Below are 16,018 nucleotides of genomic sequence, written 5' to 3'. Positions count from 1 at the left end.
AGCATTCCAAAAAAAGAGTCGTTCGACAAGGTGATGGGTACGGCTCTATATACCGGGGATCATCTCGATAACCGAATGCTGTACGCGCGCATGGCGATAAGTCCCTTTGCACATGCCCTAATTTTGGGCATAGACACGAGCGCGGCTTGGCAGGTTCAAGGGATTCGTGCTATTTTGACCGGGGAATGCAGCGAAGTACTGACCGGAGAAGAGATTCGAGACCGTCCGATAATAGCGAAAGATCGGGTTCGTTTTTTCGGAGAAACCGTTGCTGTCGTAGTAGCCGATACCGAAGTGCAGGCGAAGCGTGCCGCGGATTTAATCCGGGTACGGTACGAGCCGCTGCCGGTTGTCAACTCTCCCATGGAAGCTCTGCGGAAGGACGCTCCGCTCGTTCACGAAAGGCTGGGTGAGTATACAAAGGCAGAGGGGGTGGTCTCCATTCCCGGCACCAATATCGCCAGCCTCATTAAAATCCGCAAAGGAGACATGAACAAGGGGTGGAGGGAAAGCGAAGTCATCCTCGAGAACACCATTTCGTTTATGCCCTCGGATCATGCAGCGATGGAAACACGAAGTGCCATTGCTGAGATCAGGCCGGACGGCTACATTCACATCGAGTCGTCAACGCAGGCCCCTTTTGCCGTCAAAAAATTTATGGGCCTATATTTCGGCTTCGATCCCGGCTGGATCGTGGTCAAAACACCGCTGGTCGGAGGCGCTTACGGCGGTAAAGCGGCGATTCAGTTGGAGCTTGTTGCCTATTTGGCTTCCCGGGCGGTCGGAGGCCGAAAAGTCAAAATTATCAATACCCGAGAGGAAGACATGGTTACCTCCCCGGTTCATATAGGGCTTGATGCCACCGTCCGGCTGGGCAGCAATCTGGCAGGGAAAATTACCGCGGCGGAAATTGTCTACCGGTTCGATGGTGGCGCCTACGACGACAAATCCAGTGACGTTGCGAGAGCGGCTGCGCAGGACTGCTCGGGGCCTTATGCGATCGAACATCTCTATTGTGACTGTCTGACTATCTATACCAATCATCCATATGCTTCGGCCTTTCGAGGTTACGGACATGCTGAGCTTACTTTCGCGATGGAAAGAGCGCTGGACGCGCTGGCCGACAAACTCCAAATGGATCCGTGGGAGCTTCGCATGCGGAATATAGCCGTGCCGGGCGATTCTGCTCCGACGCGGGATGTACTTACGTCCAGCAATCTGGGGGATCTTACGACTTGTATGCACCGGCTTCGCACGCTAGCAGGCTGGGATGATTGGAAGGTGATGCAGGTGAACGCGAATACAATCCGGGCCAAGGGCATCAGTTGCTTTTGGAAAAACTCATCGATGGATCCCAATGCAAGCTCGGGCGCTATTATCTCTTTCAATTCCGACGGCAGCTTGAATCTGGAGACCGGGGTCGTGGAGATCGGAACTGGCACGAAAACGGTGCTGGCCCAGATGCTCGCGGAGCGGATGAAAATGAATCCAGAGAGGATTCACGTCAAGTTCGAGGTGAATACGGAAATAACACCGGAGCATTGGAAGACGGTTGCGAGCCGCGGAACTTTCCTGGCCGGCCGTGCGGTTCTTAAGGCGGCAGACGACGCGATCCGTCAACTGCTCGAGATCGCGGCTTGTGTGCTGCGGGCCGATCCGGATGACCTTGAGCTCGGATGGGGTAAAGTGATGGCCAAGGCTGATCCCTCCATCCAAATCGAGGTCAAAGACATCTGTTACGGTTACACGTATCCGAATGGAAATTCCATTGGCGGCCAAATTATAGGGCGAGGTCACTACATCCAACGGCGGATGAACAACCTTGACCCACAAACCGGGGAGGGAACGCCCGGACCAGAATGGAACGTTGGGGCCCAAGCGGTGGAGATCGAGCTCGACACGAGGGATTATTCATACAAGCTGCTGAAGGCGATTTCCGTCAATGACGCCGGCAAAGTGTTGAATCCAAAAGCGGCTTTAGGCCAGATCATGGGTGCGATTTCCATGGGGCTCAGCTTTGCGAACCGTGAAACGTTTGTATTCAGTGATCAGGGAACCGTCGATAATCCTACGCTCCGTGATTACAATCTGATCCGTTACGGCGAAAACCCCGAATATATCGTGGAGTTCATCGAGAATCCGTGTCTGGATGGACCGTTCGGTGCCCGAGGGCTCGGTGAGCACGGACTCATCGGGATGCCAGCCGCGCTCGCTAGTGCGCTTTCCCGGGCCGCCGGGGTCCAGCTAAATCGGTTGCCCCTTTTCCCGGAACGGATTTGGAGAACAAAAATGGGGGAGCCGCATGATACCTTATAATTTCGAATATTATCGGCCTGCCACTCTCCACGAAGCCGTCAGTCTTTTTCAGCAGTTGGATGCTCATGATAAGAGCCCCCTATATTATTCCGGCGGAACTGAAATCATCACACTGGGAAGAATCAACCAGGTTTACACAGGGGCAGTTATTGATCTGAAGCAAATCCCGGAATGCCGCATGCTTGCGGTCCTTGAGCAAAAGATGGTTCTCGGATCTGCTTTGACTCTATCCGAGCTTCACGATTCCCGAGTGTTTCCTCTACTTGGGGAAACGGGGGCCGGCGTTGCCGACCGAACCTCAAGAAACAAAATTACATTTGGCGGGAATATTTGCGGACGATTCATTTACAAGGAAGCGGTGCTGCCTCTGCTGTTGACGGACAGTGAAGTGAGGATCGCTGGTCCCACCGGATTTAGGCAAGTACCAATCGGTCAAGTGTTTGACCGTACCCTGAAGCTGAGTAGGGGAGAGTTTCTCGTTCAAGCGCTCACCGAAGTCAGCTATATAGGTATGCCTTATGTGACGGTGAAAAAGCGCAAAGTGGCTTCTATTGATTATCCGCTGGTGACTGTCACCGCTCTCCGGTCAGATTCGGGGATTCGTGTTGCTTTTAGTGGCGTCTGTTCCTTCCCATTCCGGTCCGCTGCCGTCGAAGAAATATTAAACCGGCGCGAGATTCCTTTGGAGGACCGAATCAATCAGGCGGCGGATCAATTGCCCGCGCCGATCCTCAGTGATATAAAAGGCTCGGCGGCTTACCGCAAGCTAGTTTTGAAAAATACGCTGCACGATACAATAAGGACATTGGGAGGGGGATGACATGTCAAGTAATGACTTTTATGCGGTAATGCTTAACCTGAATGTGAACGGGGAGCTGCGGACCGCAACCGTCCGACCGGCGGATCTTCTTTTGGACGTTCTGCGGGAATCGTTCGGTCTGACCGGTGCAAAGCCTGGCTGCCGGAATGGGGATTGCGGTACTTGTACGGTGCTCCTAGACGGTTCGCCGATGAAATCGTGTCTGATGCTTGCGGTGGAAACGGCGGGAAAAAAGGTTACGACTGTTGAAGGTCTAAAAGACACTGCCGTCCAAAGAGCCTTTGTCGAAAAATTTGCTTTTCAGTGTGGATACTGCACCCCAGGATTTATCATGAATATTTATGCGCTGACCCAAACTTATCCCGAAGCCGACGAGGAAACGATCAAAGATTGGCTGCAATCTAACATTTGCCGTTGCACAGGTTATGAGGAAATTCGGGAGGCCGTCCAATCCGTCTTGAACCGGAGACTTTTGTCGATGGACCAGAACCATCTGTAGAATAGAGTGCCGACTCAGCGGTGAAATGCTTTCTCTCCTCGGACCGAGCGGCTGCGGGAAAACGACGACTCTTCGTATGATCGCCGGCCTGCAAGTTCCTTCATCCGGATCGATCTTGTTGGACAATCGGGATTTGACGTTTGTGCCGCCTCATCAACGATATGTCGGTCACGTTTATGATAATGTCGCGTTCGGATTGCGCCGTCACGGCGTGCCGAAAACCGAAATAAAGGATCGGGTACATAGCGCCCTGGAATCGGTTCAGCTGAGCGGCTATATGGACCGATTTCCCGCCCAATTATCCGGAGGGCAGCAGCAGCGCGTCGCTTTGGTCAGAACGCTCGTCCTGAAGCCGCCGCTCGTGCTGTTCGATGAGCCGCTTAGCAATCTGGACGCCAAGCTGCGGCAAGCTCTAGGCATAGAAATCCGCTCGTTACAGAAGGAGTACGGATTTACCGGCATTTTCGTAACGCACGATCAGGAAGAAGCCATGGTCTTGTCGGATCGTATCGCCGTCATGAACCAAGGACGGATTGTACAAATCGGAACGCCGCAGCAAATTTATACGCAGCCGGCCGATCCGTTTGTGGCTAATTTCGTGGGCGAAACCAATCCGGTGCAAGTATCCGGGGCGGAGGAGGAGCACGGGCGATGGCGGATGAAATTGGCGGGGGACCAGACCATTGCGGCGGAGAGGACTGCCGGACAGCAGACGCCGACCTACGCAATGGTTCGTCCGGAAGCCGTCGAAGTGCTGCCCGGGGGAGTGGAAGCCCGGCCTGCGGGGGCTCGGATGGTTACAATTCGTTGTCCGGCACGGTTTCGTTCATCCATTATACCTGCGCTTCCTACTTGATCGGCGTTGTCATTGAAAAGCTGGACAAGCATTTTACGGCCAGGATGCAGTACGCAACGAAAGAGACCGGCCTGCGGGTTGGCGGGCAGGCGATCGTACGCTGGCCGGTAGAGGCGACTCTGTTATTTTAAATGTACGATCCTTGAGTGGCTGCCGCTGGGCAGCCTTTTTGCATTCCTGCGTTTCGGATACCGGGAACCCCATGAATGACTTCCTGTCTCAATGACTGAAAAACACAATTTGAATAAAAAACAACACGGCGAACGCATAAAAAATCGGATGAACGTCTTTCCTTTTACCACGAACAAGCTTTAAGATCGGATAGACGATGAACCCGATGCCGATTCCCGTAGCAATGCTGTAGGTTAGCGGCATCAGTACAACAATAAGAAAAGCAGGGAAGGCTTCCTCCAGATCGTGCCAATCAATTTTCCGCAAGACATTCATCATGAGAAAACCGACAATAATTAATGCCGGAGCTGTTATCGCAGGAATATTGGCAAGCACGGCAACCGTCGGCGAGAAGAATAGCGTAAGCGCAAGCAGCACGCTGACAGTTACAGCGGTGAGACCCGTTCGCCCGCCTACGGCAACTCCGGAGCTGGACTCAATATAAGCGGATGTCGGACTTGTTCCGAGGAGAGCGCCGGCGGTTGTGCCTATGGCGTCTGCAACGAGCGCCCCCCGTGAACGCGGGAATTTATTATCCTTCAGCAGTCCGGCTTGCTCCGCAACCCCCAGCATCGTTCCCGTCGTATCGAACAGCGTAATCAGCAAAAAGGTAAACACAACCGCATATAGACCGTTTGTAAACACCCCGGCGATATCTAACTGGAAGGCCGTTGCCGCAAGTCCGGTCGGCCAGGATACCCAAGCATCCGGAAAATGAAGCAGCCCCAGGAACCAAGCCAGAATTGCGGTGATCAGCATGCCCACAAAAAGAAATCCTTTAACCTGATAAGCCATGAGGATAAGGGAAACAGCCAGTCCGATAATCGTTAACATCGTCATGGGTTCCTTCAAATTCCCAAGGGTGATTAAGGTGGCCGGAGAATCGACAATAATTTTAGCGTTTTGCAGCCCGATAAACGTGATAAATAAGCCGATGCCCGCCGTAATGGCATGTTTCAGGCTTGAAGGAATCGCATCCAGCAGCATATAGCGGAACGAGGTCAGCGATAACAGCACAAACAAGATCCCCGCCACAAATACGGCGCCAAGCGCAACTTGCCATGAAACGCCGCTGCCCCCCACAACACTAAAGGCAAAGTAAGCGTTCAACCCCATGCCTGGCGCTATCACGATCGGGTAGTTGGCAAATACCCCGATAATCAGCGTTGCGACAATGCTCGCAAGCACTGTCGCAATGAACACACCATGGAAATCCATCCCCGCCTTGCTCAGAATGCCGGGATTCACAATAACGATGTATACCATCGTTAAAAATGTAGTGACACCGGCCATCAGCTCGGTCGAAATCGATGTGCCTCGTTCTTCCAACTTAAACAAGCTCTTCATTCATCTCGCCTCCAATTTAAATAGGACAGGGTTGCTCCAGCCTCATCACAGACAATCGAGCATTGCCTTATCCATTCTCTCCTTACTTGGGATCGCTTAGTAATGTGGAAAAAATAAAATCCTGACTGCGAATATAGGATAGCAGATACACGTATCCCATATTCGTAGTCAGGATTCTTTGGCTCCTTGTAGAAACCCTCAAACCATATTATTGAGGATATACGAACTTGTCTGTCATTTCATTCAATTGATCCTTCCATAGATTAAATGACGGATATACCCGGTGTCAATGTTTTTCTCATATTTTTTCGTAAATTTCCGAACACTTCACAACAATTAGACTAATACGTTCGGTTTTTACGATGTTTGTTGAAATGAGAGAAACCCATGCCTTAACAAGGCACAGGTTTCTCGATTCGGCTTTCGTTCTAGAACGGGAAATCCCGATATTCCCGCTGGACCGATACCCACTTCCGGGTTGTAAATTCCTCAAAGATCCATTCTCCGTTAAATCGGCCGAGACCGGACGCTTTTTCACCGCCGAAAGGAGCGTTAGGATCGTCATTGATGGTCTGATCATTCACGTGGGCCATGCCGCTTTCAATGTGACGGGCAAACTCGATGCCTCGTTCCAAATCGCTGGTGAAAACGGAGGCCGATAGTCCGTACGGCGTATCATTCGCTAGGGCGAGCGCTTCTTCTTCGGTATCAAACGGAATAATCGTGGCTACGGGGCCGAAAATTTCGGTTTGAGCCAGGGTACTGTCATTTTTCGCATCAGCGAATACAAACGGCGTCAGCACATTCCCAATTCGTTGTCCTTCCAGCACCAAACGCGCTTCTGTTTTCCCTGCTTCAATGACGTTCAGCACCTTTTGCATCTGTTTTTCATTAATAATCGGCCCGATAAAGACGTTGGGATCGACGCTAGGATCGCCGTACGGAATTTTTTGCGCCCTTTCTACAAAACTGCTGACGAATTGATCGTAAAGGGAGCGATGCACGAAGATCCGATTCGTAATCATACAAATTTGTCCTTGGTGAAAAAACTTGCCGAAGAGCGCTGCGCTTAACGCTTTCTCCAAGTCGGCGTCTTCCAGCACCACGAAGGGGCTGTTGCCGCCAAGCTCGAGTGACACGCGTTTTAAGTTTCGGCTTGCCACTTCTCCGACGTGGCGGCCGACTGCAGTCGAACCGGTGAAGGATATGACTTTCGGAACAGGGTGCGCGATAAAGTAATCGCCAATATCGGCAATATCCACGGTGAGGACATTCAGCACGCCTTTAGGGAGACCGGCTTCTTCAAAAATTTCGGCAATGACGAGACCGCCGGAAACGGCAGTTTGAATATCGGGCTTCAATACGACGGCATTTCCCGTCGCGATAGCCGGAGCTACGCTGCGCATGGACAGCACGAGCGGAAAATTAAACGGTGAAATGACGCCAATGACGCCAACCGGAACGTGGTAGATCAAATTTTCCTTACCCGGAATGACGGACGGATTGACTCGCGGATTCGTCATCAGTTCGGGATATTGCGCTGCGGCCCGAATGATGCCTGCGCTATTTTTAATTTCAATTTGGGCTTTGGCCATAGAACTTCCTGTTTCCTTGATCATGATGGCCGCTACTTCATCTTTTCTTTGTTCAAGCAGTTCCGCAGCACGCATCAGCACTTGTTTTTTCGCCTCAACAGAGGTTTCTTTCCATGCCTTCTGCGCTTCTTTGGCCGCGGAGTAAGCTTCGTCCACATCCGTTTCATTTCCAAGAATGAAGGTGGCGACGACTTCATTGTTGTATGGATTCAGATCCTGATACGTTTTACCGCTCGACCCGTCCTTCCAAACCCCCGCGATAAACTGTTTGCCGTATGATTTCGAAATAGCCAGACTCATAGACTTGTCCTCCTTCATAAGGTTTGAGCGTTTTTCGTTCCAGTTATTCGTTCAATATGTATGCAGCGATATGTCTTTTATGAATCGACATTCATTTATTGCCAGCGATAAGTTCATTCGTTGAAGACGCCTGACAAGGGGAATGACAGAAGAAGGCAGGATAATACTCAAATATGTAATCGCTTACAAACTGATTTGCATATGTCGGGTAAACGGTTCTTTGATCCACTTATCCTCGTCTCATCCTCCTTATTGAAATTTTGGTATTTGACTCCCGTTTCAAACTATTCGACATGGTGTTAATGAAACAACTTGATAGGACTATGTTACCATGGGAGTATATTCCAATTCAATACCAATATTCCAAATGCTGTCCACATCCGTAACGTATAAAATCATTCGCCGCTGTTCCCGGCTCGCGGATCGGTTACGCCCGCTCCTTACAGCCTCAAGCTCCTCGATATTCGCCGCAACCGATGGGAGCACGTTGATCGGGTTGGCCAGCAGCTATGCGGACGCATTCGAGGCATTACGGGGCAGGACTTGTTCCGTTGCAAACTTCGTTGCTGCTGAGCAAGATTATTTCCTGATATCCTGTTTCAAGGACCGGACCTGCGGGTTATATAGAATGAAGGGGAGGTATGCTATGCCTGCAAGTTATGATCAGGCCATTATGATTTAAGGATATCGTTTTCTCAAGTAAAACAAGTGCCATCTTAAATAAATCATACCGAACAGGTAGAAGGGGACGGAATACCATAGCTTCCACCCTTTATATATCAGGTAACCGGTTAAAATCGACAAATATTCAAAAAGAATGGAAATGAGCACGACTCCTATCAGATAAACAAAGAAGTGCTGCACTTTTTTGGGCATAAAATTGAGGAAAATAAGGCCTATAGAAGGAGGCAGTAACGCTTGAAGGGGGAGATCGGCAAAATTCACCGTAGGCTCAAAAAAATCATACAGATCCAAAATGAAACCGAATGAGAGATCGGTGTAAATGGTTAAGGCAGCCATCCAACCCCATGTGATATAAGCTGGTCAATAACATTTTAAACAACAAATACCGGTTATAAACGGCAGTCGGACAAAAAATTTGACAGGACCCTCATGATTGCTGTGAAAAAGTATAAATAATTGATTAAGCGCTGGATAAAATATGATTCGTTATATTGTAGGGTATGGAAATATTAGGTATAGTAGAAGTACAGATGAAGTCAACGACAAACGGCAAAATCATCGAAAGATGATGACGCAAAGCTATAGGGGCTAATTTGGACGAAGTCCAGAACGCTTGCCAGCTGCCGAAATGACGCCCGTTGACCATTGTGGATTAACGGAGGAGGAAATCGATGTTGGGAAAAGTAGACATGGAAGTTCAGCAGCTGGTTGATATGCTGCATCTCAATGTAGAGGAAATACTTCGTCAATTTCATTTTACCTTCGAAGGCAAGCGATTAACGGAAGCAGAGTCTATTCGCTTTATTATGTATCTGAGAGAGGAACTGGAAAAAAAGAACGACCCGCAAAGGTGACCGGAAACGGTCGCCTTGTTATTTGAAATGATCCTTTATTTCTTCGGAGTCTTTGTCTGTCATAACGGCTGCAAGCAGCTGTTCGATATCAAGCCCGAGTTTAATCCCGACTTTAATGATGTCTAATTCAGCGGCTACTAATTGGAAGTTTGAGCTATGCGGCACGATGATCATGACCTCCTGTAAACCTGTTTATAGTACTATTATAATGGAATAACGGGAAAAAGCTGTCGAAGAATGGCTGTACAAATCTAAAAAAATTCTGATCTTTATTTGACGCAAGTCTTCGCCTCTCGAAGTCCGCTCCCTGATCCTTTCAGTATGCTCCGTATGGAAGCCCAGCCTGAGCCGCTCCCAAGCAAACCATTGCGATAGAAAAGCTCGCCCCGTAGTCCGTCTGCATTTTAATGTCGGCACGTCTTTATCTATCAATCAAGGCGCCCGTCACAGCTCCCATTGGAGGGCGCTTCCGGCCGTTCTTCGGTATCTTTGCTTAATCCCCATGCTCCTGGATACGGTGCCGCGCAATGGAGTTAGCGGATCTGGAGGTTACAAGGTCTAAGGACTTTGTAGCCTTCTTTTTATTTCGCAGGCAAATCAACACAATATAGTATAATTTAAACTCAATTTCGATGAATTGTTTAATAATGGGAAAGAACCTATGATTAGACTACAGGTGTTGGATTGAAGAATGAAAGCGCTGTATGGGTTTGGCGGAAATAAACGTTATTCATTTAAACATTGACAGAATAAAATGTAATAAAATAAAATAATATTAGATACAAAACAACAATAAATGAAAGGTTAGAGGTGATATGATATGAAAGCGCAATTAGTTCCCATGTACTTCAAGTCCGAAAGAAATAAAGAATTTGATGACCAGGTAAACAGGTTAAGAGAGATGCTGGCCGAGGAAGCCGAAATTTTAGAGCCAGTCGCGCTCGGCTCACCAATTCCCGAAGCGGATGCCGTTATTTTTCCGCAATTGGTGGGAGAAGCTTATCGAGAAATCGAACAGCTGAAAAAAATCAATAAGCCATTTCTGATTGTAACGTCGGAATTTGGAACGGTTGCGATGTGGGACTGGGAAATTATCACATTTTTTAAAGCGGAAGGTATCGAGACATTTGCTCCATATAGTCTTGATCTAACGAAAACCATTTGCCGGACTTTGGCTGTCAAAAGCCAGATGAGAGAGACGAAGTTTCTTATTTTTCAAGACAATCCGGGTGACGGGATGCAGGCTAGTATTTTCAAGCGTTTCTTTTGGTGGGAAGAAGAGTGTATCCGGCGAATTAAAGATAAATTCGGGATTACCGTCGTGAAAAAAAGCTTTAAGAAGCTTGCCCAGGATGCCAAAGATATTCCGGACACGGAAGCGGAACAGGTTCTTAAGGCATGGAATCATCATACGGAAGGCGTTGCACCCAGGGCGCTAAAAAACGCTGTGAAAATGTATATCGCTGTCAAGCAGGAAATTGAACTCGATGAAACGATCCGGGGTGTAGGCATGAACTGTCTGAACGAATCGTTCTATTCGGATACGACGCCTTGCATGACATGGAGCATGCTGTATGAAGAAAAAGGAGTCATGTGGGCTTGTGAAGGCGATATCATGTCGCTGCTTAACAAATTTATTCTACATAAGTCCTTGAAGGCGCCTGTCGTGATGAGTAATCTATACCCTTTCCTGGCTGGAATGGCAGCTATCAAGCATGAAAAGATAGACCAATTTCCTGATGTCGAAGAGCCTGAAAATCATATTCTGGTCGGCCATTGCGGCTATTTTGCTTGTATGCCCAGATCGTTTGCGTCAGAGTGGACATTAAGGCCGAAGGTGCTGGGTATCGTGGATGAACAGGCAACGGCCATCGACGCGCGTTACCCGATCGGTGAAATTACGATTGCGGAACTGCATCCAACACTTGGAAAAATGCTGGTCGTCGAAGGCGCCCTGAAGGAATACGTCGGATATCCCGGTTCGGACTGCAGGAATGGCGCATTGATTCAAATTAACGACGGTCACAAGCTGATGAATGCGCTTTATTCGCACCACGGCATATTGATTCCGGGACATAAAAAGGTAGAGATGGATATGGTGCTTCGCGTGTTGGATATGCAGATCGAAGAAATCTAATTTTTATAAAAAATAGTGATTGACTAACAAATGACAATAAAATATAATAAAAACAAGAAAACAATAAGTAAAAATAAGATATAACGATAAAAGAGAACAGAGACGAACGCATTCGGAAAGGATGAATGAGAAGATGCTAGCAGCTATGTTGTATGGCCCCAAAGATTTGCGGCTGGAGGAAATTGCAGATCCGGTAATAACCGAGAATGAAGTGTTACTGGAGGTAAAGAAGGCTGCCATTTGCGGTACGGATGTCCGAATGTTTAATAACGGCTATGCCGGCATCAGCAGTGCTACGCCAAGAATTTTAGGACATGAGATGGCAGGTGTTATTAAACAGGTTGGAAAAAACGTAAAGAAGTATGAACCTGGCATGAGAGTGACCGTGGCTCCTAATATGGGCTGCGGGATGTGCAGGCAGTGTGTAAGCGGCAATACTCATTTATGCAAGGAATATCAAGCCCTTGGCATCAATATTCATGGAGGCTTTACCCAATACGTGAAAATTCCCGAATCAGCGGTAAGGCAGGGGAACATTTGCGCGTTGGCGGATCATGTATCTTTCGAAGAAGCGGCTCTCGTTGAGCCTTTGGCATGTGTGTACAACGGGTTCCTGAAGGTGGATATTAAACCCGGGGATCACGTGCTGATCATCGGTGCCGGTCCCATCGGATTAATGCATGCCAAGCTGGCCAAGATGGCCGGAGCTTCTAAAGTCATTATGAATGATATTTCCGAAGAGCGGATGGCAATGTGCCGTCAGATTGACGATTTTATTATAACCGTGTCTTCTGACGACTTGAGGAATTACGTAGCTGACATCACGAATGGCGAAGGCGTAGAAGTCGTAATTACGGCCTGCCCGGTACCTCAAGTTCAAGCAAGCTCGCTTGAATTGGTGGCCATGAACGGAAGAATCAATTTCTTCGGCGGTCTTCCCAAAGAAAAGGAAATTGTTCCGTTGAACACCAACCTGATTCACTACAAACAAGTCATTGTAACAGGAAGTACAAGGTCGAGCATTTTGCAATATGTTCAAGCGCTTGATTTTGTTAAACACGGTTTGGTTGATGTAAAATCGCTGATTTCGGCTAATTTCAGCCTGGATCAAATCAATAACGCCTTCGATCACGCAACAAGAGGTATAGGCTTGAAAAATGTCATTTCCATCGGTTGATGGGCGTGTTACCCCTATCGGCAGTACTTTCATTTATATAAATTATACTGAGGAGTTGATTCGAAATGGCTTATGTAGTGAGAGGAAGAAACGATGTAGTGAATTTTCCGGTGGATGAGTGCCATGATGGTCAAGGGACGATTCTCGTCAGACAACTGCTGGGCTATGAACCGCTGCTCCCTGTTCCCGGAAATCCGGAAGATTTTGACTCGCTCATCAATTTTATGCATGAAACGACGCTGCCTGTAGGCACAACAATCGGTTTGCACCCTCATGTGGGTAATGAAGAGATTTACTACGTTGTGGAAGGCAAAGGGGAAATGACGGTTGACGGAGACACGTTTGTTATGGATCCCGGCACCGCGTGTCTGACCAAAAGCGGAAGCAAGCATACCTTCCGGAACATTGGCGACTCCGATTTAAGAATTATTGTTATTGAAGCGGTATTTGACAAGAAAGATAAGAAGAGCAAACAGCATTAATACCGATTGATGAAGAAAGGGCTTAACGCCCTTTCTTTCATAACGCATGCGATGGATTGAAATTTCACAGGAGGTGTCCATTTGTGCAAGAGATCAATGTTGCGTTAATTGGTTATAACTTTATGGGGAAGGCCCATAGCCATGCATTTGAGAATGTGCCGTTCTTCTTCGATCATGGCGTGAAGCCCGTCAAAAAAGTAATTGTCGGCAGAACGGAGCATTTGGTCAAGCAGGCGGCGGAAAGGTTCGGCTGGGAAGAATTTGCTACCGACTGGAGAGATGTAATTCATCGGGAAGACATCCACGTGATCGATATTGCAACGCCGACGTCTTCCCATATCGAAATCGCTCTTGAAGCGGCGAAAGCAGGGAAGCATATTTTTTGCGAGAAACCGTTAGCGATGGACGCTCATGAAGCGCACCGTATGTTTGAAGCTGCGGAACAAGCCGGAATTGTCCATATGCTGGGCCACAATTACCGGAGAGTACCGGCGATCGGGCTTGCCAAAAAGCTTATTCAGGATGGACGGCTGGGGGACATTCACCACTTCAGAGGCGTATATTTGCAGGATTGGCTGCTTGATCCTAACTTCCCTGCGAGCTGGAAGCTGAATAAGAAGGTTGCAGGGTCTGGGCCGCACGGGGATTTAAATGCGCACATCGTCGATTTGGCGAGATATTTGGTCGGAGAGATCGATAAAGTGGTCGGCATGGAGAAAACGTTTGTGGACAAACGCCCCAAGGTGAAAGTCGATGATCAATTAAGCTCCAAGCTAACGGCAAAAGGCGAAATGACGGAATATGAAGCGGTTACGGTTGACGATACGACAGCCTTCCTGGCTAAATTTAAAAACGGGGCGGTCGGAACTTTCGAAGCAACGAGATTTGCCGGCGGACGAAAAAATCATCAACGCATTGAAATTAACGGAAGCAAGGGATCGCTCGTCTTCGACTTTGAACGCATGAACGAATTGGAATTCTGGTCTAACGAAGATGATCTGGAAGTGCAAGGCTTTAGACGCATTATGGTGACGGAAGATGTTCATCCGTATATCAATGCCTGGTGGCCGCCGGGACATATCATCGGCTACCAAAACACATTTGTGAATGAATTTGCAGACTTCTTCAAAGCGATCAAGGATAAGCAGCAGGTGTATCCAAACTTTTACGATGGCGTGATGAACAATAAAGTGCTCGATGCGGTTACGAAATCGATTCAATCTCTAACATGGGAAAATGTTTAAGGGCGGGCTGTTCAAAGATTTGATTGTAAGCGATTTCATTTCAATTCGAAATGTCTGGAGGGTACGAATTTGAGAGTGAAAAAAAATTTTTCATTCATGATTTTATTAAGCAGTCTGCTCCTGCTTAGCGCATGCTCCTCTGAACCCGGGAGCAGTCCCGCGAATCATGCCGGCGCCTCGGCTTCGGAATCCGGCGGGACTGCAAAAAACGGCGAACCCGTGACCTTGAACAGCGTTTTCCTTGCTTCCACTTGGGGAACCAGCGTACAAGAATTAGCCAAGCAATATGAGAAAGAAACGGGAGTCAAAGTGAACGTCGAGCTGGTCGGACGCGATGTCATTTATCAGAAAATCGCCACGTCAATCGCCGGTAAAGCAAACTATGACCTTTTCAGCGTCGATTACAACTGGATCCCCGAGTTCGCGTCGCAAAACAGCCTCGTGCCCTTGGACGATATGATCAAAACGTATCATTTTGATACTTCCAAATTATTGCCGAAAGCTTTGGCCGCAGGACAATGGAACGGGAAAAACGGTTCTTTCGGCGAAGGCGGCACGATTTACGGTTTACCGCAAACGGTACATCCTCATTTGCTCTGGTACCGTTCGGATTTATTCAATAATGAGACCTTTAAGCAAGAATTTAAAGCCAAGTACGGATATGATTTGGCTCCTCCGAAAACGATGAAGGAATTCCGTGATGCGTCCGAATTTTTCAACGGCAAAGTCGTGGACGGGCAAAAAATATACGGTTGGGCGGCCCAGGCCAGCAAAGGGTTCGGGAATGTACATACGTGGCTGACCTTCCTTTATTCGAATGAGGGCGATGTATTTGACTGGAATACGATGAAATCGTCCTTGTCCACACCGGAGTCCATCGAAGCGACGAAAACCTGGGTCGATCTGCTGCAGTTTTCGCCTCCGGGCATTAATGATTATACGTTCGTCGAAGTGGCTTCCGACGCAGCACAAGGCAGATTGGCTATGGCGATTCACTGGTCCTGGTCAGCATTTGAAGTCGATGATCCCACCAAGTCCAAAACGCTTGGGAAATGGGATTTCGCGCAAACGCCCGCTATGAAGAAATCCGTCGCCGATTATTCGTCCTGGCCTATGGTCATTCCGAAATCGTCGAAGAACTCCGATGAAGCCTTTAAATTTATGGCTTGGCTGGAGTCGAAAGAAAACGACGTGAACCAGGCCCTGCTGGGCGCAGGGGACCCGGTGCGTGAAGAATCGTACTCCGATCCCGCTTTAACCAACAAGCTAATCGACGGAACGAATGTCAAGCAATTCCGCCGTTACGATGCGCTTAAAGAGACGATGAAAACAACAAAAGCCCGTCCTTGGTTCCCTCAGGATGAGAAGTGGGAGACGACGGTATCCGAATACTTGAGCGCCGCTCAGCACAAACGCATGTCAGTCGAAGAGGCGTTGAAAAAAGCGGATGAAGCGGTTAATAAAATGATGAAATGATAAGTCCATGTTGGAAATCGATTGGAGGGGGACCCCCCTCCCCCTCCATTAGGAATCGGG

The 16,018-nt window shown here is 48.5% G+C and carries 14 protein-coding genes and 2 riboswitches; of the genes, 11 read left to right on the top strand and 3 right to left on the bottom strand.

Annotated features, from left to right (window positions below):
- The first annotated feature begins 33 nt into the window (after window positions 1-33).
- Genes JMF85_RS23915 through JMF85_RS23895 form a run of 5 tightly spaced genes read left to right on the top strand, consistent with a single transcriptional unit; the run spans window position 34 to window position 4,622 of the window.
- Complete coding sequence (locus JMF85_RS23915) at window positions 34-2,316, top strand: xanthine dehydrogenase family protein molybdopterin-binding subunit (RefSeq protein WP_127606343.1); 2,283 nt, start codon at window positions 34-36, stop codon at window positions 2,314-2,316.
- Window positions 2,303-3,136 carry an FAD binding domain-containing protein gene (locus tag JMF85_RS23910; protein ID WP_054796572.1) on the top strand — a complete coding sequence of 278 codons (834 nt, stop codon included), beginning with the start codon at window positions 2,303-2,305 and terminating at the stop codon, window positions 3,134-3,136. Before JMF85_RS23915 ends, JMF85_RS23910 begins: the two co-directional genes overlap by 14 nt.
- A 1-nt stretch (window position 3,137) precedes the next feature.
- Complete coding sequence (locus JMF85_RS23905) at window positions 3,138-3,635, top strand: (2Fe-2S)-binding protein (protein WP_230876129.1); 498 nt, start codon at window positions 3,138-3,140, stop codon at window positions 3,633-3,635.
- 25 nt (window positions 3,636-3,660) lie between these two features.
- Entirely contained in the window at window positions 3,661-4,491 is an 831-nt protein-coding gene (locus JMF85_RS23900; RefSeq protein ID WP_201319029.1) for an ABC transporter ATP-binding protein, read from the top strand.
- Window positions 4,443-4,622 carry a hypothetical protein gene (locus JMF85_RS23895; RefSeq protein WP_155614776.1) on the top strand — a complete coding sequence of 60 codons (180 nt, stop codon included), beginning with the start codon at window positions 4,443-4,445 and terminating at the stop codon, window positions 4,620-4,622. Before JMF85_RS23900 ends, JMF85_RS23895 begins: the two co-directional genes overlap by 49 nt.
- 88 nt (window positions 4,623-4,710) lie before the next feature.
- Here the strand turns inward: JMF85_RS23895 and JMF85_RS23890 are convergent, their stop codons facing one another.
- A complete protein-coding gene (locus tag JMF85_RS23890) occupies window positions 4,711-6,009 on the bottom strand; it encodes an NCS2 family permease (RefSeq protein WP_201319028.1) in 1,299 nt (432 codons plus the stop codon).
- A 145-nt stretch (window positions 6,010-6,154) separates the two neighbouring features.
- Window positions 6,155-6,254, bottom strand: a riboswitch (purine riboswitch).
- 183 nt (window positions 6,255-6,437) lie between these two features.
- On the bottom strand, window positions 6,438-7,904 hold the full coding sequence (locus JMF85_RS23885; RefSeq protein ID WP_127606291.1) for an aldehyde dehydrogenase family protein: 1,467 nt from the start codon (window positions 7,902-7,904) through the stop codon (window positions 6,438-6,440).
- Window positions 7,905-9,126: 1,222 nt separating this feature from the next.
- A riboswitch (cyclic di-GMP riboswitch) is annotated at window positions 9,127-9,216 on the top strand.
- 43 nt (window positions 9,217-9,259) lie between these two features.
- Between JMF85_RS23885 and JMF85_RS23880 the strand changes: the two genes are divergently transcribed.
- Window positions 9,260-9,442, top strand: a complete 183-nt coding sequence (locus JMF85_RS23880) for a hypothetical protein (protein ID WP_127606289.1) — start codon at window positions 9,260-9,262, stop codon at window positions 9,440-9,442.
- Between the two features lie 18 nt (window positions 9,443-9,460).
- On the opposite strand, the gene JMF85_RS23875 is transcribed toward JMF85_RS23880, so the two are convergent.
- Complete coding sequence (locus tag JMF85_RS23875) at window positions 9,461-9,607, bottom strand: hypothetical protein (RefSeq protein ID WP_155614774.1); 147 nt, start codon at window positions 9,605-9,607, stop codon at window positions 9,461-9,463.
- Between the two features lie 655 nt (window positions 9,608-10,262).
- Between JMF85_RS23875 and JMF85_RS23870 the strand changes: the two genes are divergently transcribed.
- The 5 genes from JMF85_RS23870 to JMF85_RS23850 all read left to right on the top strand — a co-directional run bounded on the left by JMF85_RS23870 (window position 10,263) and on the right by JMF85_RS23850 (window position 15,958).
- Window positions 10,263-11,579 carry a hypothetical protein gene (locus JMF85_RS23870; protein ID WP_127606287.1) on the top strand — a complete coding sequence of 439 codons (1,317 nt, stop codon included), beginning with the start codon at window positions 10,263-10,265 and terminating at the stop codon, window positions 11,577-11,579.
- Between the two features lie 121 nt (window positions 11,580-11,700).
- Complete coding sequence (locus JMF85_RS23865) at window positions 11,701-12,756, top strand: zinc-dependent dehydrogenase (RefSeq protein WP_230876127.1); 1,056 nt, start codon at window positions 11,701-11,703, stop codon at window positions 12,754-12,756.
- A 65-nt stretch (window positions 12,757-12,821) separates the two neighbouring features.
- Entirely contained in the window at window positions 12,822-13,238 is a 417-nt protein-coding gene (locus JMF85_RS23860; protein WP_141333841.1) for a cupin domain-containing protein, read from the top strand.
- Window positions 13,239-13,321: 83 nt separating this feature from the next.
- Window positions 13,322-14,482 (top strand): Gfo/Idh/MocA family protein, encoded by a 1,161-nt coding sequence (locus JMF85_RS23855; protein WP_127606284.1) that lies wholly within the window; start codon window positions 13,322-13,324, stop codon window positions 14,480-14,482.
- 75 nt (window positions 14,483-14,557) lie between these two features.
- Window positions 14,558-15,958, top strand: coding sequence for an ABC transporter substrate-binding protein (locus JMF85_RS23850; protein WP_236595978.1), 1,401 nt, complete (start codon window positions 14,558-14,560; stop codon window positions 15,956-15,958).
- Window positions 15,959-16,018: the final 60 nt, after the last annotated feature.

Origin of the sequence: Paenibacillus sp. EPM92, assembly GCF_016586185.1 — a bacterium.
Lineage (GTDB): Bacteria > Bacillota > Bacilli > Paenibacillales > NBRC-103111 > Paenibacillus_G > Paenibacillus_G validus.
This window is presented reverse-complemented; position numbering and strand designations above follow the sequence as displayed.

Excerpts from the sequence above, each read along its gene's own strand:
- JMF85_RS23870 (WP_127606287.1), top strand. The coding sequence starts at position 10,263 with ATGAAAGCGCAATTAGTTCCCATGTACTTCAAGTCCGAAAGAAATAAA.
- JMF85_RS23860 (WP_141333841.1), top strand. The coding sequence starts at position 12,822 with ATGGCTTATGTAGTGAGAGGAAGAAACGATGTAGTGAATTTTCCGGTG.
- JMF85_RS23910 (WP_054796572.1), top strand. The coding sequence starts at position 2,303 with ATGATACCTTATAATTTCGAATATTATCGGCCTGCCACTCTCCACGAA.
- JMF85_RS23890 (WP_201319028.1), bottom strand. The coding sequence starts at position 6,009 with ATGAAGAGCTTGTTTAAGTTGGAAGAACGAGGCACATCGATTTCGACC.
- JMF85_RS23915 (WP_127606343.1), top strand. The coding sequence starts at position 34 with ATGGGTACGGCTCTATATACCGGGGATCATCTCGATAACCGAATGCTG.
- JMF85_RS23865 (WP_230876127.1), top strand. The coding sequence starts at position 11,701 with ATGAATGAGAAGATGCTAGCAGCTATGTTGTATGGCCCCAAAGATTTG.
- JMF85_RS23900 (WP_201319029.1), top strand. The coding sequence starts at position 3,661 with ATGCTTTCTCTCCTCGGACCGAGCGGCTGCGGGAAAACGACGACTCTT.
- JMF85_RS23885 (WP_127606291.1), bottom strand. The coding sequence starts at position 7,904 with ATGAGTCTGGCTATTTCGAAATCATACGGCAAACAGTTTATCGCGGGG.
- JMF85_RS23905 (WP_230876129.1), top strand. The coding sequence starts at position 3,138 with ATGTCAAGTAATGACTTTTATGCGGTAATGCTTAACCTGAATGTGAAC.
- JMF85_RS23880 (WP_127606289.1), top strand. The coding sequence starts at position 9,260 with ATGTTGGGAAAAGTAGACATGGAAGTTCAGCAGCTGGTTGATATGCTG.